Genomic DNA, 21,821 nt, shown 5'->3' on the forward strand with positions numbered 1-21,821 from the left:
ATGCTCGGCAGGGGCTTCACCGGTAATGCCCCTGCCGAGCATGGCTCGGCACTACCGTCAGCCTTGGTTTTGTGGGAGCGGCGTAAGCCGCGAAGCCGATGACCTGTCCGATGCATCGCCGGCAAGGTCCCTGCCGAGCATGGCTCGGCACCATAGGGGCTCAACGAACGATTGCACCAACAGCCCTGTTTTCGGCATGCTCAGGCCATGACATCTCCTTCACGCTCGATCCACGTCGTGGCCGCCGTCATCACCGACGCGCGCGGTCGCATCCTGCTCAACCGGCGCACCGGCGACAGCGACATGGCCGGGCTCTGGGAGTTTCCCGGCGGCAAGCGCGAGCCCGGCGAGACCTCGGAGCAGGCGCTGGTACGGGAGCTGCGCGAGGAACTCGGCATCGAGGCCGAGATCGGCGAGTGGGTGATGGATGTGCCGCAGATCTATCCAGACAAGCGCCTGCGCCTGGAAGTACGCCGCGTGTGCCAGTGGAAAGGCACGGCGCGTGGCCGCGAAGGCCAGGCCATCACCTGGGTGACCCCGGACAAGCTGTCGCGCTACTCCATGCCGCCAGCCGACCTGCCGGTGGTGGCGGCATTGCGCCAGCCCAGCCATTACCTGGTCACGCCGGAACCGACTGAGGGTGAGGACGCCTGGCTGGCGTCGATCGAGGCCGCCATCTCTGGTGGCATCCGCCGCATCCAGCTGCGCACGCCGATGGCAGCGCAGCGCCAAGCCTTGGCCCGAACCGTGGTGGAGCGCTTTGGCAGGCAGGTGGAAGTGTTGATCAACCGTGATATCGAGCTGGCCAGTGAGCTGGGCGTTGGCGTGCATCTGGGCAGCGAGCAGCTAGTGCAGCTGCAGGCACGGCCACTGCCCGAATCAACGCTGGTGGCCGCGTCCTGCCACGATCTTGTGCAGTTGCAGGCGGCACAGCAGCTGGGCTGCGACTTCGCGGTGCTAGGGCCGGTGCAGGCAACGGCCAGCCATCCCGAGGCCGCCGGCCTGGGTTGGGACGCCTTCGTCGAACTGCGTGAGCGGGTCTCACTGCCGATCTATGCCATTGGCGGCATGGGTGCTGGCGATGTCGAAACCGCGCGTCGCCATGGTGCCTTGGGTGTCGCCGCGATTCGCGCGTTGTGGCCGCAGGCCTGAGCCGCTGGCGGCGTTGGCTGGCGCTTACAGGGTGATCCAGAAGCAGTTGTATTGGCGACGCAGGTGCAGGATGGTCCGCGTTGGCGTGGCGCTGCGCGGCAGGGTCTGCTCAAGGCGCAAGGCGATTGGGCGACGTGGGCCGCTGCTGGCATTGCTGATCGGCTGTACATCCGGATAGCCACTGCTGTCGGCCGCCTGGGCAGGATCGACCGGGGTGCCGTCGGTATAGGTGAATGGCTCGGGCGGCGCGGGGACATAGGCTGGCTCCTCCGGAAACACCGGCGCGATGTCGATCAGCGGCCGTTGCACGATCTCATCCAGCCTGTCCATGACCCGGGTCGCGGCGGCATTGGAAAGCCCGGTCCACAGATAGATGCCCGACAGACGATTGGGATCGCGCGCATCGGCAGCCGATTGGATCTGCGCTACCACTTCGCTGAGACGACGTGCGCAGCTGTCGCGGTACAAGCCACTGCTGCCAACCGCGCGTGGATTCGGCAGCAGGCGGGCACGCGCGCCCATCACCTCGCAGGGCTTGTCACCGTAGACGGTTTGTCCCTGCGCATTGGTGCAGCGGTTGATCTGCTGCGCGCGCGCATTGAATGCCGGCAGGGCGGAGCAGGTGAGCAGCAGGAGCAACAGCAGGCGCATCGGCCAAGGGTAGCGGCTGGCTGTGCACGCAGGAAGTGATGACGGTTCAGTTGTGGCCGATGCGTTCCAGCACGGCATTGGTCGGCTTGGCCAGGTTGAGCGTGTAGAAATGCAGTGACGGTGCGCCGCCGGCGATCAGGCGCTCACACAGCCCGGCAACCACGTCGGCCCCGAAGCTGCGTACCGATTCGGCATCGTCGCCATAGGCCTGCATGCGCTTGCTGATCCAGCGCGGAATCTCCGCGCCGCATTGTTCGGAGAAACGGCGCAGCTGGCTGAAGTTGGAGATCGGCATGACGCCTGGAATGATCGGCACGTCCACGCCCAGCTTGCGTGCGGCATCGACGAAATGGAAGTAGGCGTCGGGGTTGTAGAAATACTGGGTGATGGCGGCATCGGCGCCGGCATCGATCTTGGTCTTGAAATGGCGCAGATCGGTGAGTGCGTCGCTGGCTTGCGGGTGGGTTTCCGGATAGGCGCCGACCTCGATGCGGAAGGCATCGCCGTGCTCGGCACGGATGAAGGCGATCAGCTCGGAGGCGTAGCGCAGGTCGCCGGGGAAGCCCATGCCCGAGGGCAGGTCGCCGCGCAGGGCGACGATGCGCTTCACCCCGATGGCGCGGTAGAGCTTGAGCAGCTCGCGGATCTCCTCGCGGGTGCCGCCGACGCAGGACAGGTGCGGTGCCGCCTGCAGGCCGTGGTGCTGGTTGAGGTGACGCACGGTCTCGGAGGTATAGCTCAAGGTCGAGCCACCGGCACCGAAGGTGCACGACACGTACTCTGGCGCGTGGCCCTTGAGCTTGGCGGCGGTGCGGTCCAACTGGGCGCGCTGGTCATCGGTCTTGGGTGGGTAGAACTCGAAGCTGAGCGCGGTCATCGGAAGCGGCCGGGTCTGACGGGATGCCGGTAATTATATCTCTCCATCAAGATGGATGTGCAATGGTTTCAGCCGAGACCGCAGCAGGGCGGAGCAATCTCAGTGAGGGCGGAGCAATCTCAGTGGGCGTGGTGGGCCGGACGCTGTGGCAGCAGGGCGATGCAGGCGACGATGGCAAGCAGCAGAACGACGGTGGCGGTATAGCGGCTCAGGGCCAGGCCGCCGTGATCCAAGGGCTTGTCAAGGAAGTCGCCGACCACCGCGCCCAGCGGCCGGGTCAGGACGAAGGCCGCCCAGAACAGGGCGGTGCGGGACATGTGGCTGCAGAAGTACAGCACTGCAACCACCGCCAGCAGGCCGCCGAACAGGGCGATGCCGCCGGTATAGCCCAGGCCCTGGGTGTCCGCCGCCCAGTCGCCCAGCGCCGTGCCCAGCGTCTGCGAGAAGGTAATGGTCAGCCAATAGAACAGCTCGCTGCGCGGCGAATTGATCTGGGTGACCGAGATGCTGCCGGTACTGCGATGCCAGGCGAACAGGGTGCCCAACAGCAAGGCCAGCAGCAGCGTGGTGCCGCCGGTATAGCCGATGCCCAGCGAACGATCAACGTAGTCGGCCAGGGTGGTGCCGACCGTGGTGCTGGCGATGATGGCGAACCAATAGACCCAAGGCCGGAAGTTGGGCGAGCGGATCTGTGCGAACACTGCGATGGCGAAGACCGTGGCAAACAGCGCTGTACCGATCAGGTAGCCGAGGTTCATCGACATGGTGACGGCATCCCCACCGACTTCGCCCAAGGTGGTGGCGAGGATCTTGATGATCCAGAAGCCGAGGGTGATGGCGGGGACTTTGCTGAGTGAATCGCTGAGTGAATCGGTCGGCGACATGGCAGTCATTTGCGCGGGAGTGCTGCCACTGTCGGTGAGCTGCTGTCGGAGTTGCGTCGTAGCCATGTGCTCGTTGAGCGTGGAGTTCATTGCGGCGCGCGGCCGTTCGCCGCTAGTGAGGGCTGCGGCGTTGGCCCCCTCCCTTTGCCGCAGGCAAGGGGAGGGCTGGGGAGGGGTGCTTTTGCTGCTAGGTGTTGTTCTTGGCTTTTGACCTCCGGCATTTCGCTTGAGCGCAGAATCAGAAGCACCAAGCCAGAACCGTTTGAAGGTCGAGCCTCCTGCGAAGAGCACCCCTCCCCAACCCTCCCCTGCGCCCTCGGCGCAAGGGAGGGGGCAAGGCATTTGCCGCTTTCGGCATCTCAGTGAACGGAAACGATCCTCCGGCTATGCCGGTTCTGGCAGCAACTCCCAACCAGCAAAAACCACGCTCGGCTTAACGTTCGGTTTGCGATGATCCAACGCCAGCGCCACTCCGGCGTCGCCTCAACTGGAAAGCCAGCATGACCGCATCCAGCGCCATCCGCCGCGACGTCGGCCCCATTGCCCTGATGCTTACCGGCCTGGGCTCGATCATCGGCTCGGGTTGGCTGTTCGGCGCCTGGCGCGCCGCCGGCCTGGCCGGCCCCGGCGCGATCTGGGCGTGGGTCCTGGGTGCAGCCATCATCCTCACCATCGCCCTTACCTATGCCGAGCTGGGCGCGATGTTCCCCGAATCCGGCGGCATGGTGCGCTACAGCCATTACTCGCATGGTTCGCTGGTTGGCTTCATTGCCGCCTGGGCCAACTGGATCGCCATCGTCTCGGTGATCCCGGTCGAGGCTGAAGCCTCGGTGCAGTACATGGCGTCGTGGCCTTGGCAGTGGGCGCAGGACATGTACGTGCAGCAGCCCGGTGGAATGGGCGAGCTCAGCCATGCCGGCCTGTTGATCGCAGCGGTGCTGGTGGTCGTCTATTTCCTGATCAACTTCTGGAGCGTGAAGCTGTTCGCGCACTCCAACAGCGCCATCACCCTGTTCAAGCTGGTCGTGCCGACGCTGACCGGTGTGGCCTTGATTGCCAGTGGCTTCCACTCCGAAAACTTCTCGGTTGGATTGAAAGGGCCGGGCACACCGATCCTGGATTTCTCCGCCATCCTCACTGCGATTGCCACCGCTGGCATCGTTTTCAGCTTCAATGGGTTCCAGAGCCCGGTGAATCTGGCCGGTGAGGCGCGCAACCCCGGTCGCAGCATTCCGTTCGCGGTAGTCGGCTCGATCCTGCTGGCGGCAGTGATCTATGTACTGCTGCAGGTGGCCTACATCGGCGCGGTGCCGAGCCAGATGCTGGCCGAGCACGGCTGGCATGGCATCGACTTCCGTTCGCCTTTCGCGCAGTTGGCCCTGATCCTCAACCTGCACTGGTTGGCGATGCTGTTGTACGTCGATGCCTTCGTCAGCCCCAGCGGTACCGGCATGACCTATACCGCAACAACTGCGCGCATGATCTACGGCATGCAGCAGAACGGCACCGCACCCACGGTGCTGGGCAACATCCATCCGCGCTGGGGCGTGCCGCGGCCGGCGATGTGGTTGAACCTGGCGGTGTCGTTCCTGTTCCTGTTCTTCTTCCGTGGCTGGGGCACGCTCGCGGCGGTGATCTCGGTGGCCACCGTCATTTCGTACATGACTGGGCCGATCAGCGTGATGTCACTGCGCCGCACCGCGCCCAACCTGCATCGTCCGTTGCGGGTGGTCGCATTGCCGGTATTGGCGGGCGTGGCCTTCGTGATGGCGACCGAGCTGCTGTACTGGGCACGCTGGCCGCTGACCGGCGAAATCATCCTGCTGATGGTCGTCGCCCTGCCTGTGTACATCTATTACCAGCGGAAGATTGGTTGGCATGATTTCGGCCGACAGCTGAAAGGCGCGATGTGGCTGATCTGCTATCTACCGCTGCTGGCGCTGGTGTCATGGGCAGGCAGCACGGCGTTCGGTGGCGCGGGTTACCTTGGCTATGGCTGGGACCTGCTGCTGGTGGCGGTGATTGGCATCGTGTTCTATCTATGGGGCGTCAACTCCGGTTGGCGCACACCTTCGATGGATGTCGCCGAGCACGAGGCGCAGGCGCAGGCCTGAGATGGATCCGGGACGCCCACTGCATGCAGTGGGCGCTCGTGCGATGGTTCCGGTCTTCGCATTGATCGCCGACAATGTCGCCCTCCTTTGTTGGAAGCGATGATGTCCATCTACTTGACGCCGTTTGCACGTACCCGCCTGTTCCCGCGCACGCCGCGCGCCAATACCATCCAGGACTGCAGCGCCGAGGAATTCGAGCAGTACTTGAATGCAAATGCTGCCGACAAGGTGCTCGATGGCTATGCGCCGTTCTGCAAACTGCATGTCTACAAGAATTGGACCAGCACCCGCTGCCTGACCGTGCCGGTCACCGAGCAGAACCGGCACCTGCTGCGTTCGGGTTACGAGGCACGCAGCCGCGAGGAGCTGCCGGTATTGGTGCGCTGGTTTGAAGGTGTGGAGCCGCCGGTAGCCAATTACCTGGTGGTCATCCTCTACAGCCGCGAACAGCTGGAGAAGGAAGGCTCGCCGATCGAAGCCGACTGGGGCGTCGTTGGTTGCCTGTATACCGCGACGGCTGAGGAAATCCCAATGGCGCCCATCACCATGATGCGCAATGCGCTGGGTGTTGAGGAAGGTGGGTCCGGAGTGCCGATTGATCGTGCCGCCTATGCACGTGCCGTGGAATTCTGGGGTGCAAATGCAAACTGGCGTTGATCAGGTGCCGCTCAGCACGAAGCTGAGCGGCATGTTCGCAATCAGTCGCTGGCATCTGGTGCTGGCGCTGCTGGTGTTCGCTGTCGAGGTGATCATCGCCACGCGCCTGCCGCATGTATCGTGGATACGTGCCTATCTCGGCGATGTGCTGGTGGTGGTGTTGCTCTATGCGATGATCCGCAGCGTACTGCGCATCAACGATTATCTGGTCCTGTTGATGGTATTCGTGTTCGCCTGTGGCATCGAATTCGCCCAGTATTTCCACGTCGCAGAGCGGCTTGGCTATGTGCGTGGCGATGTGATGTACACGATCATTGGCAACACGTTTTCATGGGGCGACATCATCTGCTACGCAGCAGGCTGCGTGATAACAGGCCTCATCGTGCTGCTATCAGGTGTGTTTCGCCGCATTCATCGTTGAAGCGCAGTGCGCTGCACGTCTGCATGACATCGCTGCAGCCGCGTCTTTAACATGCCTTAACAGCTGTTCGCGTAGAATACGCCGGCTCAGCATCATTCAGCGATTACGCACAGGCACCCTGCCTGTTGATGCTTGGACAGCCGGCACTACGCCTTTACCGGGATGATCCCGGTTTTTTCTGTCCCCGACCGTTCCCGTGGCCTTGCCGCGGGGCATTCCTTCGTGCGCATTACGGCCTGCGCGAACACATGCAAGCCAAGGCCAAGCACGCAATCAACTCAGTAACGGGAGGACTGGTCCTGTCATGTCTACAGGTGAATCCACTATCCGCAATGAGCCGCTGCAAATCGAAGACATCACCGTCATCGATAAGGCAAAAGTAAAGAAAGCAGTCACCGCCGCCGCGTTGGGTAATGCGATGGAGTGGTTTGACTTTGGTGTTTACGGCTTTGTCGCCTATGCGTTGGGCAAGGTGTTCTTCCCGGAAGCGTCGCCCAGCGTGCAGACCATCGCTGCGCTCGCAACGTTCTCGGTGCCATTCCTGGTGCGTCCGCTGGGCGGCGTGTTTTTTGGGGTCATGGGGGACAAATTCGGCCGGCAGAAAGTGCTGTCGGCAACCATCATCCTGATGGCAGTCAGTACCTTCTGCATCGGCTTGATTCCATCGTATGAAAGCATCGGCATACTCGCGCCGATCCTGTTGCTGCTGTGCAAGTTGGCGCAGGGTTTCTCCGTTGGTGGTGAGTACACCGGTGCTGCGGTGTTCGTTGCCGAGTTCGCACCGGACCGGCGACGAGGCTTCCTCAGCAGCTGGCTGGATTTCGGCTCGATCATCGGCTTCGTTTCCGGTGCCGGCGTGGTGGTATTGCTGAGCAGCATCGTTGGTGAAGCACAGTTCCTGGAGTGGGGTTGGCGCATTCCGTTCTTCCTCGCCGCGCCGCTGGGCTTGATTGGCCTGTACCTGCGTCACGCAGCGGAGGAAACGCCGGCCTTCACCGAGCAGCTGGAGCGCATGGAGAAAGAGGACCAGGACGCCGTCGGCAGCGCGCCGCGTATCTCCTTCAAGGAGATCGTGACCAAGTATTGGCGCTCGTTGCTGGTCTGTGTGGGGATCGTGCTGGTCACCAACGTCACCTACTACATGTTGCTGACGTACATGCCCACCTACCTGTCGCATAACCTGCATTACTCCGAAGACCATGGTGTGCTGATCATCATCGTGGTGATGGTGGGCATGCTGTTCGTGCAGCCGTTTGTCGGCATGGCCAGTGACCGTATTGGCCGTCGGCCGTTTATTGCCGCAGGTAGCCTTGGCTTGTTGATTGCTGCGATCCCGGCGTTCCATCTGATCACCAGTGGCAACACCGGTTGGATCTTCGTCGGCCTGTTGTTGCTGGCGGTGTTGTTGAACTGCCTGATCGGTGTGATGGCCTCAACCCTGCCGGCGATGTTCCCCACGCGCGTGCGTTACAGCGCGTTGGCCAGTGCGTTCAATATCTCGGTGATCATCGCCGGTGTCACTCCGACGCTCGCAGCGTGGCTGGTGGAAACCACTGGCGACTTGATGATGCCGGCCTACTACCTGATGGTAGTGGCGTTGATTGGTCTGGTAACCGCGTACTTCATGCATGAGACGGCCAACAAGCCGATGCGTGGCGATACGCCGAATGCTTCCAGCCGCCGCGAAGCGCGCGAGCTGCTGCAGGAGCAGTACGACCATATCGAAGCCAGCGTTGATGGCTTGGATGTGGAGATCAACGACATGCAGGACAAGCTTGCCGACCTTGAGCGGCGCAAGCAGGCCTTGATTGATCGTCATCCAGACCTGGTGTGACAAGCTCCCTCCCTTGCACCGCAGGTGCAGGGGAGGGCGTTTGACTGCGTAGAGCCGAGCCATGCTCGGCTGGGGCTCTACCAGGAAAGCCTCTGCCGAGCATGGCTCGGCACTACCGCTTCGCCCCCTCCCTTTCGCGAAGGGGAGGGTTGGGGAGGGGTGTTCTTCGCAAGAAACTCAACGTGCTGGCATCTCTGGTTTGCAGTCGTAGCCCTGCTAAGGGCAGCGCACCCGCGGGCCTTTGGCGATCTGGAAGACCACGAAATCCTTGTCCCCGGGTGCGCTGCGCTTACCCGGGCTACGTCATTTCCGCTATCAATCCTTCGCGTTGATCAGGAACGCAGATCAAACATTGCACCGAAAACGCAGCGCATTGAGCTGCGGGAAGCGCGCGATGATGGCGATGGCGTCCTTCCAGTGCGTTTCAAAGGCCTCGTCCGGCACCGGCAGAAATACAGGGTCCACGCCGTTGAAGCGGAATTCAATTCCCCGATCAGGCAATAGCTGACGGGTGATGGCAGTCGGCGTGCGGCCGTTGCGCAGGTGCCAGACAAGTTCTTCAATCACGGTATTCCAGGCTTCCACTTCAAGATCATCAATCCACTGCATGTGGCGGGTCCTTGGCTCGGTGGTAGTGCAGGGCAGCGCGGGTAGGTGAAGTGCTGGGTACGGCTGAATCCGGATAAACGGTGACCGATCATCGCTCAAATGGGCTGGCACTGCGTTATCTGCGCTGTAGTGGTGTCCAAGCTGCTGGTCTTGCGGTGAATCTGGCGCATGTTCGGATTTTCAAGACAAATCTCAATATTCGACACCTGCGTAGCCGGATAGCACGAATTTTCAATCAGTTATCCATGGCCGTAGCGCAAGCAATAACACTTGAAACAAGACAGATTTCGCGACGAGCAGGTGACAGTTTCGGCATCGACGATTTCAAGACTTCTCCAGATACGTAATGCCAATGCCGTGAAAGCCCGTTGCGACGACTTCTGGTAAATTCCGCGAAAGGAATCCGATTGGTGTCTGCAGATTGCAGACGGTCATCACATCTGGAATAGGCATGGATAAGCTGAATAACCTTCTGGCACAGGTCGCTGTGCTGGGCAATGCGCAGCGTCAGTACCAAGTGCAGTGCGCCGAACTTGGCAGCAACGTGGTCGAGCGCTGGTGGGGGCGTGATGCCTTGTCCGCACATGCATCGACCGAAGTGGACGTACTTTCCACCGATCAGCACATCGACCTGGATGCATTGCTCACCAAGCAGGCAGCGTTGCTGATCCGCACCGCGGATGGCGACGAACAGCGGCGCAGCGGTTTGATTGCTTCGGCGCAGCGCATGGGCAGTGATGGCGGATTGGTGCGCTACCGCCTGTCGCTGCATTCCTGGACCAGGTGGTTGCAGCACGCGCGCCATAGCCGGGTTTTCCAGGACAGCAATGTGCGGCAGATTGTGGACGCCGTGCTGCAGGACTATCCGGATCTAGCCAACTGGCGCTGGGCCGAAGGCTGCGATGAGTTCATTGGCACGCGCGTGCGCAGCTACTGCGTGCAGTACCGCGAAAGTGACCTCGATTTCCTGCAACGGCTGCTGGCCGAGGAAGGCTTGGGTTGGCGGCTGTGTCAGGGCGAGCAAGCACTGTGCGGCAACAGCATGGAAATCTTCACCGACAGCCAGACGCTACCCGAGGATGCGGCCAGCGCCAAGAGCGGCGTGCGCTTCCATCGCAGTGATGCCACCGAATCCAGGGACAGCATCCAGACACTGGGCAGAAGCCGCGCATTGGGTAGTACCCGCATCAGCCTGCACAGCGACGATTACCGCTCCGTGCGTGGCATCACTGCGCAATTGCCGATGGATGGCGGCGGTGAGCAATCGCAACGCGAGAGCTACGACACTGTTGGTGCCTACGCTTTCAGCAACGCCGCCACGGCAGCGTGGTACGCCAGGTTGCAGGCGCAGTCGCTTGAAGTGCACAGCCGTACGTGGCTTGGGCAAGGCACCGTTCGTGGTTTTCAATCCGGTACCTGGCTGCAGGTAATGCAGGCCCCGTTCACCTCAGCACCAGAGTTGTTGCTGACCGAAGTCGAACACGCCGGGGTCAACAACCTGCCCACCGATGTTCGCCAGGCAATGGACGATGCGCTGGGAAAAGCGCCCTTGGGCACAGCGGACGCAACGCTATGGCAACAAGCCGAGAAAGTGGGCTACGCCAACCGTTTCAAGGCTACCGAGCATGCAATGCCATGGCGGCCTGCATTGGTGGATGGCACCGGCCAGCGGCTCAACCCGCGCCCGACCGCGCCGGGCTACCAGACCGCACGTGTGGTTGCCGCGCATGGCGGCAAGGGCCAGGACGTCCACGCAGACAGCATGGGCCGCATCCGCCTCTGCTTCCATTTCCAGAATGGCGAAGCCGACACCACCTGGCTGCGCGTCGCACAGCGTTACGCCGGCCCGGGCGTAGGCGCGCAGTTCCTGCCGCGCATCGGCCAGGAAGTGCTGGTGGGCTTTTTGGATGGCGATATCGACCGCCCCATCGTCCTGGGCGCGCTCTACAACGGCCGCGGCGAAGCCGGTATTGCACCCACACCCGCTGGCGCCAGCGCCAGTGACGACCGCAGCGCCTACGCACAGGCCCGCGATGGCGCCGCCAGCGCACAAGCCAACCTGAGTGGCGGCCACGCCCCAGCGTGGCATGCAGCAGGCGCCGGCGACGATGCACACCGCAATGCCGGCGCGGTCTGGGGCATCCGCTCGCGCGAATGGGAAGGCGGCGAAGGCAGTAATCACCTGCTGTTCGACGACAGCGACCAACAACTACGCGTGCAGCTGGCCAGCAGCCAACAGACCTCGCAGCTGAGCCTCGGTCACCTGCGTCACCAAGCCGACAACTTCCTCGGCAGCCTGCGTGGCACAGGGTTTGAACTGCGCAGCGACGCCTGGGGCGCAGTACGGGCAAGCTCCGGCGCCTGGTTCAGTGCGTATGCGCATCGCAACAGCAGCCCCGCCGGCGAAGCGGTGCAACCAGCGGCCTTGCTCAATCAGCTGCAAAGCCTGAGCACCCGCTTCAGCCAAGCCGCACGCACGCACCTGACCAGCACGCTGGTAATGAAGGAAGGCGCCCGCAGCAAGGACAGCTCCAGCCTCGTGCCGGATCAGGCACCGCTGGCTGCAATGCTGGCCAGCGCCAAGACGACAGTTGCGGGCACTGCTTTTGACGCCGCAGGCGGCGAAGCTGGGCAGCGCAAAGCCACAGCAGGGACCGGCCGCGTCCCCCACAGCGGCGACCCGCTGCTGGGCTTTGCCGCACCGGCAGGCATCGTGCACGTCGCAGGGCAGGCATTGCACTGGTCGGTAGGAGAAGGGCTGCTGCTGGCCAGTGGCGGCGACAGCGACACAGCCGTGATGGGCAATGCGCGTCTGCATGCCGGACAAGCCATTGGCATGCTGGCGTGTGCAGTTGAGGGCGGCGCAGGCGATGGCAATGCATTGAGCGTGGTTGCCGGTACAGGTGAGCTGAATGTCCAGGCCCAGCACGACGAAGTTCGCCTGCAATCAAAGCAGGCGCTACGCGCTGCCAGCGCACAGGGTGTGGTGGAGCTTGCTGCAGGCAAGACGATTCACATCGCTACGAGCGGTGGCGCCAGCGTGACCATCGAGGGCGGGAACATCACGTTCAACTGCCCGGGCACGATTACTGTGCATGCGAGTAAGAAGTCATTTGTGGGGCCTGCCCAGAAGGCCTATCCATTGCCTGCGTTCCCCGAGTCGATTTGTTGGGAGTGCTTGCTGCAGGCAATGAAGAAGGGGCAGGTTTTGGCGGCCAAGAATGGTTGATGGAGCATCGGAATGACTCGTCACTACATCGATCTGTTCTTGCCATCTGTTGTGGACGACGCACTGGCGTTCCTTCCGCCGGATCGAGCGGTATTCGCATTGCTCGATCTGGCGTTCTGTGGAGTTCGTGAACGGGAATGGTTGGAGGGAAGCTTCCTGACACTTCGCTTGTACGAGCGCTTTGGCAGTGAAGGTCCTGCAGCGGAGCTATCTCCTTCATTGTTGGAGTTGCCGCTGGATCTCGATCGGCGTCGGAAAGCGCTGGTGGAACTATGTGCCTTATCGAGTGGCCGTCCGATGCTTTCGTTGCTGGTGTTTGACGGAGGGCTAGGTGCGCTCTGTGCGCATCTGCAAGCACAGATGGAGGCGCGTGCGGAGAGCCGGTGCTTTTTGGTGAGGCTGGCAGATACGCGGTGCGTACCAACCTGGGTTGCTGCGCTATCGACATCGCAGAAGGAACGGTTCCTTGCAGGGATCGAGAGCTGGTGGTACGTCACTCGGGATGGAGTATTTGCGCGATTGGGCGGGCTTGGGGATGCTCGATCTTCGACAGAGGTGCGGCCCTATGATTTGACGATTGAGCAGCGCCGTCGGCTTCAAGTCGCGGCTGTTCCGGATATGGTTATCGCCTATCTACATTCGCGGCCTGATGCATTTGGCACTTTGGAACCGTTCCCGTCGCGGATCCATGCTGGCGTTCAAGCGGTGCTTGATGAGTTCGAGGGCGATCCGTTGTTGCTGTCCGCGGCAGCCTACCGCTCGATACTGGAAGCATTACATTCGCAATCACTGCTACTTCAGCGGGATGAAGTCGCTTGAACGCTGCAGGAAAACTCTTCCTTGTAAACGGAATGGTGGGTCGCCTAAGTCGTGGCAGGCAAAGGTGTTGCAGCAGTATTGCATCCCAGAGGAAGGTCGTGAATTTGCGAATGGTTATGCAGGCTCTAGCTCTTTCCATTTTTACATTGTTCGGCGGCCTGATTTCGTGCAATCAGCAAGAGGCGAGTACAGAGCAGCTGGTGCCGAATAAAATCGGGCTCAGCCTTTCAGGCTTGAACTACACGGACATGCCCATTGGGGTAATGTATGTGGATGGGTCTTGGGGCGGTGGAATTCAGACGTATAACAATGGCAACAGTTCGGCCGGCAGTGTCGCGTTGCCCTATCCGTGGCGGCCTGGTACGAAGGTCACGGTGAAGTGGAGTGATGATGTTCTATACGAACGCGACAAGAACGCGCTTTATGCTGTGGACGTTGAGGTTCCTCCCTATCCGATGATTCATTCGGGCTACCTGTGGGTGGCATTTTTCCCGGGTGGGAATGTTAAAGTTTATGCATCTGGATATTATCCTGGACACGCGAAATTTCCCGATGGTTTATTGACTCCGGCTGAGGACTGCAATCGTACACCTGGCTGTGTCGAATGGTATCGCAGTGGCGAGCCGCCAAGGAAAGGATACTTCTGAGTTGTTCTTGATCTGTGTCTTTCGGGTCGAAGCGGTCATTTCTGAAATTCTAAGTAAATATATAAATTTGGAGTCCGTATGCTTCCACTTCTCTCGCGATTATCGATTCTTTTAAAGTTACTAATAACTCGGGAGGGGTTGCGGTTGTTAGCTATTTTGTTCTTGTGCGCGAGTGCCAACTCTTGTCAGGGACAGGGTGCTGGGTCGCCTGAGCTTCCACCTGATGAGATTGGGCTTACTCTGTCTGGGCTGAACTACACGGATATGCCGATTGGCGTTATGTATGTAAATGGGAGCTGGGGCGGAGGCCTTAGCGCACACAGCGGGTGCTGCCGCTTTGCGGGAGGGGTAGGACTTCCTTATCCTTGGAAACCAGGTACAACGGTCGTAGTCAAATGGAGTGACGATGAACTATTTGACAAGGATCCTTCGGCTTTGTACACCGCGGAGGTTGAGGTTCCTCGTTATGAGATGATTTATTCAGGATTCCTTTGGGTCGTATTTCTTCCGGGTAAAAAGGTGAAAGTGTATGCGTCGGGATTTGCACCTGGGCATCCGGACTTCCCTGATGGCTTGCAAGTGCCGAAGAAGGTTTGCAATGAATCCCCGGAATGTCGAAATTGGATTCGTGGTGACTCTCCCCCGCGAGAAGGGTTTTACTAATGGCTAGTAGTCGGACCATTGGGGCTCCAGCAGCTGTTTTGACTCTCGATCAGCAGGCTGAGCTGCTTTCTTGTGACATGAGTGATTCTGCACAAGACTGTTACGTGGATCTAAAATGGGGATTCTTTTTTGATGGGACAAATAACAATCTTGAGCGTGATCGGCCTCATTTGGCTCAAAGTAACATCGCTCGTTTGCATGACGTTTTTTATGCAGGTGATGAGCACCGTGAAGTATTGAAGTGGTATGTTGCCGGGGTTGGTACTCCATTTGAAAAGGAGGTCGGCGATCAAGGGAAGAGTGTTCATCAGGCGGCTGGGCTATCCGCGGGCTGGGGAGGAGAGGCGCGAATAAATTGGGCGCTTCTGAAAGTTCTCGATAGTTTGCACTATTATTATGAAGGGGAGGTTCTCGGTAATGCTTTGGGGGTTTTAGATCCCATTGCGGTAAAGGCAATGTCGACTGATCTAAATATTCCTATTCACCAGCTCCGCGCTCAAACTCGCGATGAAATTGAGTTGCTTCGTGAAATTAGTGTTCCGAAATCCGTTCAGATACTGACGTCAACCGCTCTCAATCCGCCGAACGATTTAGGGCGGCGATCAACTCTGAAGAGTCGGCGAGAGGTCCTTTCGCAGAAGGTTTCCGCCTGGCGCAGGGCCCGTAAGCCAAAAGTAAGAAGTATTCGAATATCTGTGTTCGGCTTCTCGCGAGGAGCTGCAGAGGCAAGAGTTTTTTGCAACTGGTTGCGCGATGCTTTGGATCCTGATTTAACATTGTGTGGAATTCCTGTTCAGGTCGATTTTCTCGGTATCTTTGATACGGTTGCGTCAGTTGGTATGGCGAATAGCAGCATTGCTTTTGATGGCCACGGAGGTTGGGGCCGTGAGCCGGATTTGGCAATTCCTGAATATGTGCGCGATTGTGTACATATGGTTGCTGCACTTGAGGTTCGTGCCTCGTTTCCGCTGGATGGATACCGAGGTAATGCACGTAAGTCCTTGCAGTTAGTGTATCCAGGTGTGCATTCAGACCTTGGGGGGGGGGACATACCTTCGGAGCAGGGCAAAGGGTATGTTGGGGCAGACGGCTCGGACGCAGCTAAGTTCTCACAGATTCCCTTGCTTGAAATGTATCAGCGGGCGCGGGCTGCCGGAGTTCCGTTGAATTTTGATTCAGAGAAATTGCAGAGATCTGCGAGAGCTGCGATGAGGGTTGATGCAGCTTTGATTAAAGCCTATTCCGACTATTTCGACGCCACCGGCGGTGCGTCGTACGGATCGCTGCAACAAATAGTGCATGAACACTATGGAAGGTACCTGCAATGGCGGAGGCTACGGCTAGGTGACGCTGCTCCGGCAGGTTTACGGCATCAGCCATTCGTTAGTCGCGCAGGCAAGAAGAACGGTCAAGATGTTGTTGATCTTGTGATGGCCAACCATGAACTCAGGTGGGAGTACGAGGCGCTGCTGAAGGATGAAAGGAGTGATCCTGCACTACGAGTTCCCAATGGCTTGTCTGACAACATAAGTAAGTTCATTGAGTTACGTGGTCGCAGCATTTTGCCGATTTCTGGTCTGCGTGATGCTGCAGTCGGCTATGTCTGGGGCTACAAGATGAAGTGCTGGCAAGAGATCAAGCCGATCTGGGAGGCTGCGGGTGATGTCGATCCTCGAATTTCTCGTTTGATGGATGATTACATCCATGACTCCAGAGCGTGGTTCAAGCCGTTCGGAGCGCCGAATGAAGCCGCTTGGAAGCGGCAGCAGGAAGAGAGGATGAGGCTCTTGGAAGCGCAAGATGCGCGATACAAGGAATGGGAAAGAATCAAGCAAGAAGACGAGAGAATCATGCGCGAGGGTGGCGCATTTGATCGCATGGCAGCAGCCCAAAGGCGATCTGTGATGAACTCAACTCCACAAGCTTGGCCGAAGCGTTTGGAGGGCGCTGATCGCAAGGATCTCGATGCTTGGAGAGATGGCGGGAAGTTGCCGTATGAAATGGAAGGCCGCGAGAGCTGGTCAATATTTGGTTATCTGCGGTGGCGGATGGTCTATGAGGATGAAGCAAGTTGGCTTCAGCAAATGGGAGAATTCGCAGGTGCGCAAACAAGAGCTATCAAAAGGGGGGTCAAGGACAAGGTGGACGATGTGGTCGACCGTGCTGCAGAGGCCGCTGGGCGTGCTATCGGTGATGGTGTGAAAAAGGGAGCAGACTATTTATTGGATAAGGCGAAGGATGCGCTATCCAACGGGATTCCACGACCTCGTCTATAACAGGCGAAGTTGGATCGAGAACATCGATAAGAACGTTCGACCTGGTGAGCGCGATGTGATCGCAGACAGTGCAGGCCGTTAACCCCGCTAGCCCCTAGTTGACAAGGGCAGGGGGCCGAAGCTGGGCGATGCGTCGCTCAGGCGTAGCAAGGAAGTAGCTGGAAGATGGTTCTAACCAATAGAAGTCATGAAAAACGCTAGACCACTGTTGACGATCTGCGTGCTGCTGTTCGGCGCGGTTGCGTGCGACGTACAGACGCCGTCGTCGTCGGGTCACTCCGGCCCTGTGGTTGAAGAGCGTCTGCAGCAGCATATGCCGCGGTTGCAGACAACGCGTGATTTCAGGCCGACCTGGACGGCAGGTTCTACCCGCGAGTGTCTGGGACGTCTGGTGTTCGAGGTGGATGGCCCGATCGAATGGGCGCTGGATCCCCTGCGCAAGGTGGAGGACAACGAACCACCCTTGTTCCCGGATGGTGTACATGGTGATCGTCGCGAGCGTATGAGTTACGGGGTAATGCGAGTGATGGTGTCGCAGCCAGCTACAGAAGAGGTGATGGAGATGCATCGTGACCGTTATCAGACTGCAGATCGTGGTACCAGCGTTGCTGCGTGGACAAGAGGCGTGCAGAGGCGCGAGGCTGCAGTTGAGGAGGCTCGAGCAAGGGGGGCGGATGAGGCAATAATCAGGGGACGAGAAGCATCAGTTGAGGCGGCCAAAGAGAAGCTGAAGATCGCCCACAACCGACGCATCCACAGCTTCGGCCTCCCCGGTGAGCTTGCAACAGAAAGCGGCACCGGCCGATTGGCGGTACGCGCTTTGTTGGATGGTCATGTCATTTCGTTAGTGGCTTATGTGAACTCGGAAGAGGGCAATCCGCTCCGAGACGAAGCCATGGCCAAGATCCGCCGCGACATCAAACGCATGCGCTTGCGCGCGCCCGGCGAAGTACCGGACGAACCCGGTGTCTGTTTCCCGGGCCTGTTCTTCGCCGACGATGGCACCACCGATTATCACGCGCACGCCTCGTTCCGTTACGTGGACCGCCCCAATGTCGCCTATAGCATCGACACCGGCTACCGGCCGGCACCGGGGATGGGCGAAGGCATCGCCAAACAACCAATCTCCAACTGGAGGCAGGTCCTGGCCTATCCCGGTGTGTTGCTGACAATGCCGGCAGATGACGTGCAGCGACGCGATGTTGTCAAACCGGGCGGAATTCTGGCCGGAGGGCTGAGCTTCGATAAAACCGGTATTGCCATCACCCGCGAGGGCGATACCAAGCGCGATCCCGGTGTGCGTACCTATCAGCTTTATGCGGGCATGCCGGGAATCGAGGGAGTGCAGGCAATGCCTTTCGTTTCGATGACGATGCAGGGTTGGTCGCAACAAACCTATCCGCAGTTGAAGCAGCAGCCGCCGCCGCTGGAGGAAAGTGAAAAGCGTTTCGACGCCATCCTGCACAACCTGCACCTGCGGCACACCACGCCGGAGATGCCGGATTACGAGCGCCTATTGGGCAAGCAGACCGCCTCGCCATAGTAGGCGAGGCAGCAGCTCTGCTCCCTCCCTTTCGCGCAGCGAAGGGGAGGGTTGGGGAGGGTTGGGGAGGGGTGCTTTTGAGGATGTACACGCGTACAGCAACCCCCTCCCAACCTCCCCCTGCTTCGCAAGGGGAGGGGCCGAAGCGCGGTGTTGCGCAGGCGATAACAAGGACGTCACTGGAGCATCGTTCCAACCAAGAGAGATCATGAAGATCTGCAAAGCAATATTGATCACCTCCATAACGCTGCTCGGGCCAGTCGCCTGCGATGGGTCAACGCCGCCGTCGGTGCCACTCTCCGGGCCTGTGGTTGAAGAGCGTCTGCAGCGGCACATGCCGCGTTTGCAGACAACGCGTGATTTCAGGCCGACCTGGACACCAGGTTCTACCCGCGAGTGTCTGGGACGTCTGGTGTTCGAGGTGGATGGTCCGATCGAGTGGGCGCTGGATCCGCTGCGCAAGGTGGAGGACAACGAGCCGCCGTTGTTCCCGGATGACGTACCTGGCGATCGTCGTGAACGCATGGGCTACGGCGTAATGCGAGTGATGGTGTCGCGGCCTGCCACCGAAGAGATGATGGAGATGCATCGCGACCGTTACCAGACTGCGGATCGCGGTACGAGTGTTGCCGCGTGGACTAGGGGGGTTCAGAGGCGCGAAGCCGCAGTTGAGGAAGCCCGAGCAAGGGGTGCGGATGAGGCAATAATCAGGGGGCGAGAAGCAACAGTTGAGGAGGCCAAGCAAGAACTCAAAATTGCCCGCAACCGACGCATCCACAACTTCGGCTTTCCCGGTGAACTTGCAACAGAAAGCGGCACTGGTCGATTGGCAGTACGCGTCCTGTTGGGTGGCAATGTCGTTTCGCTGGTGTCTTATGTGAACTCGGAAGAGGGCAATCCGCTCCGAGAGGAGGCCATGGCCAAGATCCGTCGCGACATCAAGCGCATGCGCTTGCGCGCGCCCGGCGAAGTGCCGGACGAACCCGGTGTCTGTTTCCCCGGCCTGTTCTTCGCCGACGACGGCACCACCGACTACCACGCGCACGCCTCGTTCCGTTACGTGGACCGCCCCAATGTTGCCTACAGCATCGACACCGGCTATCGGCCGGCACCAGATGAAGGCGAAGGCATCGCCAAACAGCCTATCTCCAACTGGAGGCAGGTCCTGGCCTATCCTGGTGTGCTGCTGACAATGCCGGCAGATGACGTGCAGCGACGCGATGTTGTCAAACCGGGCGGAATTTTAGCCGGCGGGTTGAGCTTCGATAAAACCGGTATTGCCATCACCCGTGAGGGCGATACCAAGCGCGATCCAAGTGTGCGCACTTACCAGCTGTATGCAGGCATGCCGGGGATTGAAGGCGTTCAAGCAATGCCCTTCGTTTCGATGACGATGCAAGCTTGGCCACAACAGACCTATCCGCAGCTCAAGCAGCAACCGCCGCCGCTGGAGGAAAGCGAAAAGCGCTTCGACGCCATCCTGCACAACCTGCACCTGCGGCACACCACGCCGGAGATGCCGGATTACGAGCGCCTATTGGGCAAGCAGACTGCTTCGCCAGAGTAGGCGAGGCAGCAGCTCTGCTCCCTCCCTTTCGCGCAGCGAAGGGGAGGGCTGGGGAGGGGTGCTTTCGAGGCTGTGCACGCCTGCAGCAACCCCCTCCCAACCTCCCCCTGCTGCGCAAGGGGAGGGGCCGAAGCGCAGCGTTGCTGAGGGGGTAACAAGGAAGTCCCTGGAACATCGTCCCAACCAAGAGAGATCATGAAGATCTGCAAAGCAATATTGATCGCCGCCGCTACGCTGCTCGGGCCAGTCGCGTGTGATGCGTCAACGCCACCGTTGGCGCCGCACTCCGGACCTGTGGTTGAAGAGCGCCTGCAGCCGCATATGCCACGTTTGCAGACAACGCGTGACTTCAGGCCGACCTGGACGCCAGGTTCTACCCGCGAGTGTCTGGGACGACTGGTATTCGAGGTAGATGGTCCGATCGAATGGGCGCTGGATCCGCTGCGCAAGGTGGAGGACAACGAGCCGCCGCTGTTCCCGGATGACGCACCTGGTGATCGTCGTGAACGCATGGGCTATGGGGTAATGCGAGTGATGGTGTCACAGCCAGCCACGGAAGATGTGATGGAGATGCATCGTGACCGCCATCAGTTTGCGGATCGCGGTGCGAGTGTTGCTGCGTGGACCAGAACACTTGCAGAGGATGAGGCTACCGTTGAGGAGGCGCGCACCAGAGGTGATAGCGAATTGACAGTTGGCTGGTATGAGTTACAGGTTGAGGAGTCCAACAAGAAGCTGGAAATAGCCCGCAACCGACGCATCCACAACTTCGGCTTTCCCGGTGAACTTGCAACAGAAAGCGGCACCGGCCGATTGGCCGTACGCGCGCTACTGGGTGGCAATGTCATTTCGCTGGTGTCCAATGTGAACTCGGAGGAGGGAAATCCACTCCGAGAGGAAGCAATGGCCAAGATCCGCCGCGACATCAAGCGCATGCGGCTGCGCGCACCCGGCGATGTGCCGGACGAACCCGGCGTCTGTTTCCCTGGTTTGTTCTTCGCCGACGATGGCACCACCGATTATCACGCGCACGCCTCGTTCCGTTACGTGGACCGTCCCAATGTCGCCTATAGCATCGACACCGGCTACCGGCCGGCACCGGGGATGGGCGAAGGCATCGCCAAACAACCAATCTCCAACTGGAGGCAGGTCCTGGCCTATCCCGGTGTGCTGCTGACAATGCCGGCAGATGACGTGCAGCGACGCGATGTTGTCAAACCGGGCGGAATTCTGGCCGGCGGTTTGAGCTTCGATAAAACCGGTATTGCCATCACCCGCGAGGGCGATGCCAAGCGCGATCCCAGTGTGCGTACCTATCAGCTTTATGCGGGCATGCCGGGGATTGAAGGCGTTCAAGCAATGCCCTTCGTTTCGATGACGATGCAGGGTTGGTCGCAACAGACCTATTCGCAGCTCAAGCAGCAACCGCCGCCGCTGGAAGAAAGCGAAAAGCGCTTCGACGCCATCCTGCACAACCTGCACCTGCGTCACACCACGCCGGAGATGCCGGATTACGAGCGCCTGTTGGGCAAGCCGACGCCACCGTCAATGTAGGCGGAGGCAGTGGCTCTGCCCCCTCCCTTTCGCGTAGCGAAGGGGAGGGCTGGGGAGCGGTGCTTTCGAGGCTGTGCACGCCTGCAGCAACCCCCTCCCAACCTCCCCCTGCTTCGCAAGGGGAGAGGCCGAAGCACGGCGCTGCTCAGGCGACAACAAGGACGTTACTGGAACATCGTTCCAACCCGGTGAAATCATGAAGAGCGCTAGGGCGATGTGCATGAGCCGGCAATGAGCAGATCGCAGAAGTGTTTTGAGGCGCGCCCTGCGAAATCGAAGAACCGTGACACCAGTCTCTCTACGCGCGATCCGCTGAAGGTCTAC

General features: G+C 60.0%; 18 protein-coding genes. 14 read left to right on the top strand and 4 right to left on the bottom strand.

Annotated features, from left to right (window positions below; all coding sequences use genetic code 11):
- Positions 1-207: 207 nt before the first annotated feature.
- Complete coding sequence (locus AC1VWL_RS15375) at positions 208-1,152, top strand: Nudix family hydrolase (protein ID WP_481615160.1); 945 nt, start codon at positions 208-210, stop codon at positions 1,150-1,152.
- A gap of 24 nt (positions 1,153-1,176) precedes the next feature.
- Here the strand turns inward: AC1VWL_RS15375 and AC1VWL_RS15380 are convergent, their stop codons facing one another.
- The 3 genes from AC1VWL_RS15380 to AC1VWL_RS15390 all read right to left on the bottom strand — a co-directional run bounded on the left by AC1VWL_RS15380 (position 1,177) and on the right by AC1VWL_RS15390 (position 3,573).
- Entirely contained in the window at positions 1,177-1,803 is a 627-nt protein-coding gene (locus AC1VWL_RS15380) for a DUF4124 domain-containing protein (RefSeq protein ID WP_481615161.1), read from the bottom strand.
- Positions 1,804-1,849: 46 nt separating this feature from the next.
- A complete protein-coding gene (metF, locus tag AC1VWL_RS15385; RefSeq protein ID WP_482987264.1) occupies positions 1,850-2,680 on the bottom strand; it encodes a methylenetetrahydrofolate reductase [NAD(P)H] in 831 nt (276 codons plus the stop codon).
- A gap of 119 nt (positions 2,681-2,799) precedes the next feature.
- Entirely contained in the window at positions 2,800-3,573 is a 774-nt protein-coding gene (locus tag AC1VWL_RS15390) for a COG4705 family protein (RefSeq protein WP_482987265.1), read from the bottom strand.
- A 491-nt stretch (positions 3,574-4,064) separates the two neighbouring features.
- On the opposite strand from AC1VWL_RS15390, the gene AC1VWL_RS15395 reads away from it, so the two are divergent.
- The 4 genes from AC1VWL_RS15395 (at position 4,065) to proP (ending at position 8,590) form a co-directional block, all read left to right on the top strand.
- The gene (locus AC1VWL_RS15395) at positions 4,065-5,678 is read left to right on the top strand and encodes an APC family permease (RefSeq protein WP_482987266.1); all 1,614 of its coding nucleotides are present in this window, start codon (positions 4,065-4,067) and stop codon (positions 5,676-5,678) included.
- 102 nt (positions 5,679-5,780) lie between these two features.
- Positions 5,781-6,335, top strand: a complete 555-nt coding sequence (locus AC1VWL_RS15400; protein ID WP_482987267.1) for a DUF3228 family protein — start codon at positions 5,781-5,783, stop codon at positions 6,333-6,335.
- A 31-nt stretch (positions 6,336-6,366) separates the two neighbouring features.
- Positions 6,367-6,756, top strand: a complete 390-nt coding sequence (locus tag AC1VWL_RS15405) for a ribosomal maturation YjgA family protein (protein WP_482987268.1) — start codon at positions 6,367-6,369, stop codon at positions 6,754-6,756.
- Positions 6,757-7,060: 304 nt separating this feature from the next.
- Positions 7,061-8,590 carry a glycine betaine/L-proline transporter ProP gene (proP, locus tag AC1VWL_RS15410; protein ID WP_482987269.1) on the top strand — a complete coding sequence of 510 codons (1,530 nt, stop codon included), beginning with the start codon at positions 7,061-7,063 and terminating at the stop codon, positions 8,588-8,590.
- 345 nt (positions 8,591-8,935) lie between these two features.
- Here proP and AC1VWL_RS15415 read toward each other — a convergent pair whose 3' ends face one another.
- Complete coding sequence (locus AC1VWL_RS15415; RefSeq protein WP_482987270.1) at positions 8,936-9,199, bottom strand: hypothetical protein; 264 nt, start codon at positions 9,197-9,199, stop codon at positions 8,936-8,938.
- 80 nt (positions 9,200-9,279) lie between these two features.
- Here AC1VWL_RS15415 and AC1VWL_RS15420 point away from each other — a divergent pair, with 80 nt between their 5' ends.
- The 9 genes from AC1VWL_RS15420 to AC1VWL_RS15460 all read left to right on the top strand — a co-directional run bounded on the left by AC1VWL_RS15420 (position 9,280) and on the right by AC1VWL_RS15460 (position 21,497).
- A complete protein-coding gene (locus tag AC1VWL_RS15420; protein ID WP_482987271.1) occupies positions 9,280-9,546 on the top strand; it encodes a hypothetical protein in 267 nt (88 codons plus the stop codon).
- A 104-nt stretch (positions 9,547-9,650) separates the two neighbouring features.
- Positions 9,651-12,428: a type VI secretion system Vgr family protein gene (locus tag AC1VWL_RS15425; RefSeq protein WP_482987272.1), complete on the top strand. Its 2,778-nt coding sequence runs from the start codon at positions 9,651-9,653 to the stop codon at positions 12,426-12,428.
- Positions 12,429-12,440: 12 nt separating this feature from the next.
- The gene (locus tag AC1VWL_RS15430; RefSeq protein ID WP_482987273.1) at positions 12,441-13,247 is read left to right on the top strand and encodes a DUF4123 domain-containing protein; all 807 of its coding nucleotides are present in this window, start codon (positions 12,441-12,443) and stop codon (positions 13,245-13,247) included.
- Positions 13,248-13,345: 98 nt separating this feature from the next.
- Positions 13,346-13,894 carry a DUF3304 domain-containing protein gene (locus AC1VWL_RS15435; protein ID WP_482987274.1) on the top strand — a complete coding sequence of 183 codons (549 nt, stop codon included), beginning with the start codon at positions 13,346-13,348 and terminating at the stop codon, positions 13,892-13,894.
- A gap of 78 nt (positions 13,895-13,972) precedes the next feature.
- A complete protein-coding gene (locus tag AC1VWL_RS15440; protein WP_482987275.1) occupies positions 13,973-14,557 on the top strand; it encodes a DUF3304 domain-containing protein in 585 nt (194 codons plus the stop codon).
- Positions 14,558-14,634: 77 nt separating this feature from the next.
- Complete coding sequence (locus AC1VWL_RS15445) at positions 14,635-16,833, top strand: phospholipase effector Tle1 domain-containing protein (protein ID WP_482987276.1); 2,199 nt, start codon at positions 14,635-14,637, stop codon at positions 16,831-16,833.
- A 208-nt stretch (positions 16,834-17,041) separates the two neighbouring features.
- Entirely contained in the window at positions 17,042-18,376 is a 1,335-nt protein-coding gene (locus tag AC1VWL_RS15450) for a hypothetical protein (RefSeq protein ID WP_482987277.1), read from the top strand.
- A 208-nt stretch (positions 18,377-18,584) separates the two neighbouring features.
- Positions 18,585-19,943: a hypothetical protein gene (locus AC1VWL_RS15455; RefSeq protein ID WP_482987278.1), complete on the top strand. Its 1,359-nt coding sequence runs from the start codon at positions 18,585-18,587 to the stop codon at positions 19,941-19,943.
- A gap of 195 nt (positions 19,944-20,138) precedes the next feature.
- Positions 20,139-21,497 carry a hypothetical protein gene (locus AC1VWL_RS15460; RefSeq protein ID WP_482987279.1) on the top strand — a complete coding sequence of 453 codons (1,359 nt, stop codon included), beginning with the start codon at positions 20,139-20,141 and terminating at the stop codon, positions 21,495-21,497.
- The last annotated feature ends 324 nt before the right edge of the window (positions 21,498-21,821 follow it).

This window comes from Stenotrophomonas sp. STEN063, assembly GCF_056854515.1.

Excerpts from the sequence above, each read along its gene's own strand:
- AC1VWL_RS15380 (WP_481615161.1), bottom strand. The coding sequence starts at position 1,803 with ATGCGCCTGCTGTTGCTCCTGCTGCTCACCTGCTCCGCCCTGCCGGCA.
- AC1VWL_RS15455 (WP_482987278.1), top strand. The coding sequence starts at position 18,585 with ATGAAGATCTGCAAAGCAATATTGATCACCTCCATAACGCTGCTCGGG.
- AC1VWL_RS15440 (WP_482987275.1), top strand. The coding sequence starts at position 13,973 with ATGCTTCCACTTCTCTCGCGATTATCGATTCTTTTAAAGTTACTAATA.
- AC1VWL_RS15430 (WP_482987273.1), top strand. The coding sequence starts at position 12,441 with ATGACTCGTCACTACATCGATCTGTTCTTGCCATCTGTTGTGGACGAC.
- proP (WP_482987269.1), top strand. The coding sequence starts at position 7,061 with ATGTCTACAGGTGAATCCACTATCCGCAATGAGCCGCTGCAAATCGAA.
- AC1VWL_RS15415 (WP_482987270.1), bottom strand. The coding sequence starts at position 9,199 with ATGCAGTGGATTGATGATCTTGAAGTGGAAGCCTGGAATACCGTGATT.
- AC1VWL_RS15425 (WP_482987272.1), top strand. The coding sequence starts at position 9,651 with ATGGATAAGCTGAATAACCTTCTGGCACAGGTCGCTGTGCTGGGCAAT.
- AC1VWL_RS15400 (WP_482987267.1), top strand. The coding sequence starts at position 5,781 with ATGTCCATCTACTTGACGCCGTTTGCACGTACCCGCCTGTTCCCGCGC.
- metF (WP_482987264.1), bottom strand. The coding sequence starts at position 2,680 with ATGACCGCGCTCAGCTTCGAGTTCTACCCACCCAAGACCGATGACCAG.
- AC1VWL_RS15445 (WP_482987276.1), top strand. The coding sequence starts at position 14,635 with ATGAGTGATTCTGCACAAGACTGTTACGTGGATCTAAAATGGGGATTC.
- AC1VWL_RS15375 (WP_481615160.1), top strand. The coding sequence starts at position 208 with ATGACATCTCCTTCACGCTCGATCCACGTCGTGGCCGCCGTCATCACC.
- AC1VWL_RS15395 (WP_482987266.1), top strand. The coding sequence starts at position 4,065 with ATGACCGCATCCAGCGCCATCCGCCGCGACGTCGGCCCCATTGCCCTG.
- AC1VWL_RS15460 (WP_482987279.1), top strand. The coding sequence starts at position 20,139 with ATGAAGATCTGCAAAGCAATATTGATCGCCGCCGCTACGCTGCTCGGG.
- AC1VWL_RS15405 (WP_482987268.1), top strand. The coding sequence starts at position 6,367 with ATGTTCGCAATCAGTCGCTGGCATCTGGTGCTGGCGCTGCTGGTGTTC.
- AC1VWL_RS15390 (WP_482987265.1), bottom strand. The coding sequence starts at position 3,573 with ATGACTGCCATGTCGCCGACCGATTCACTCAGCGATTCACTCAGCAAA.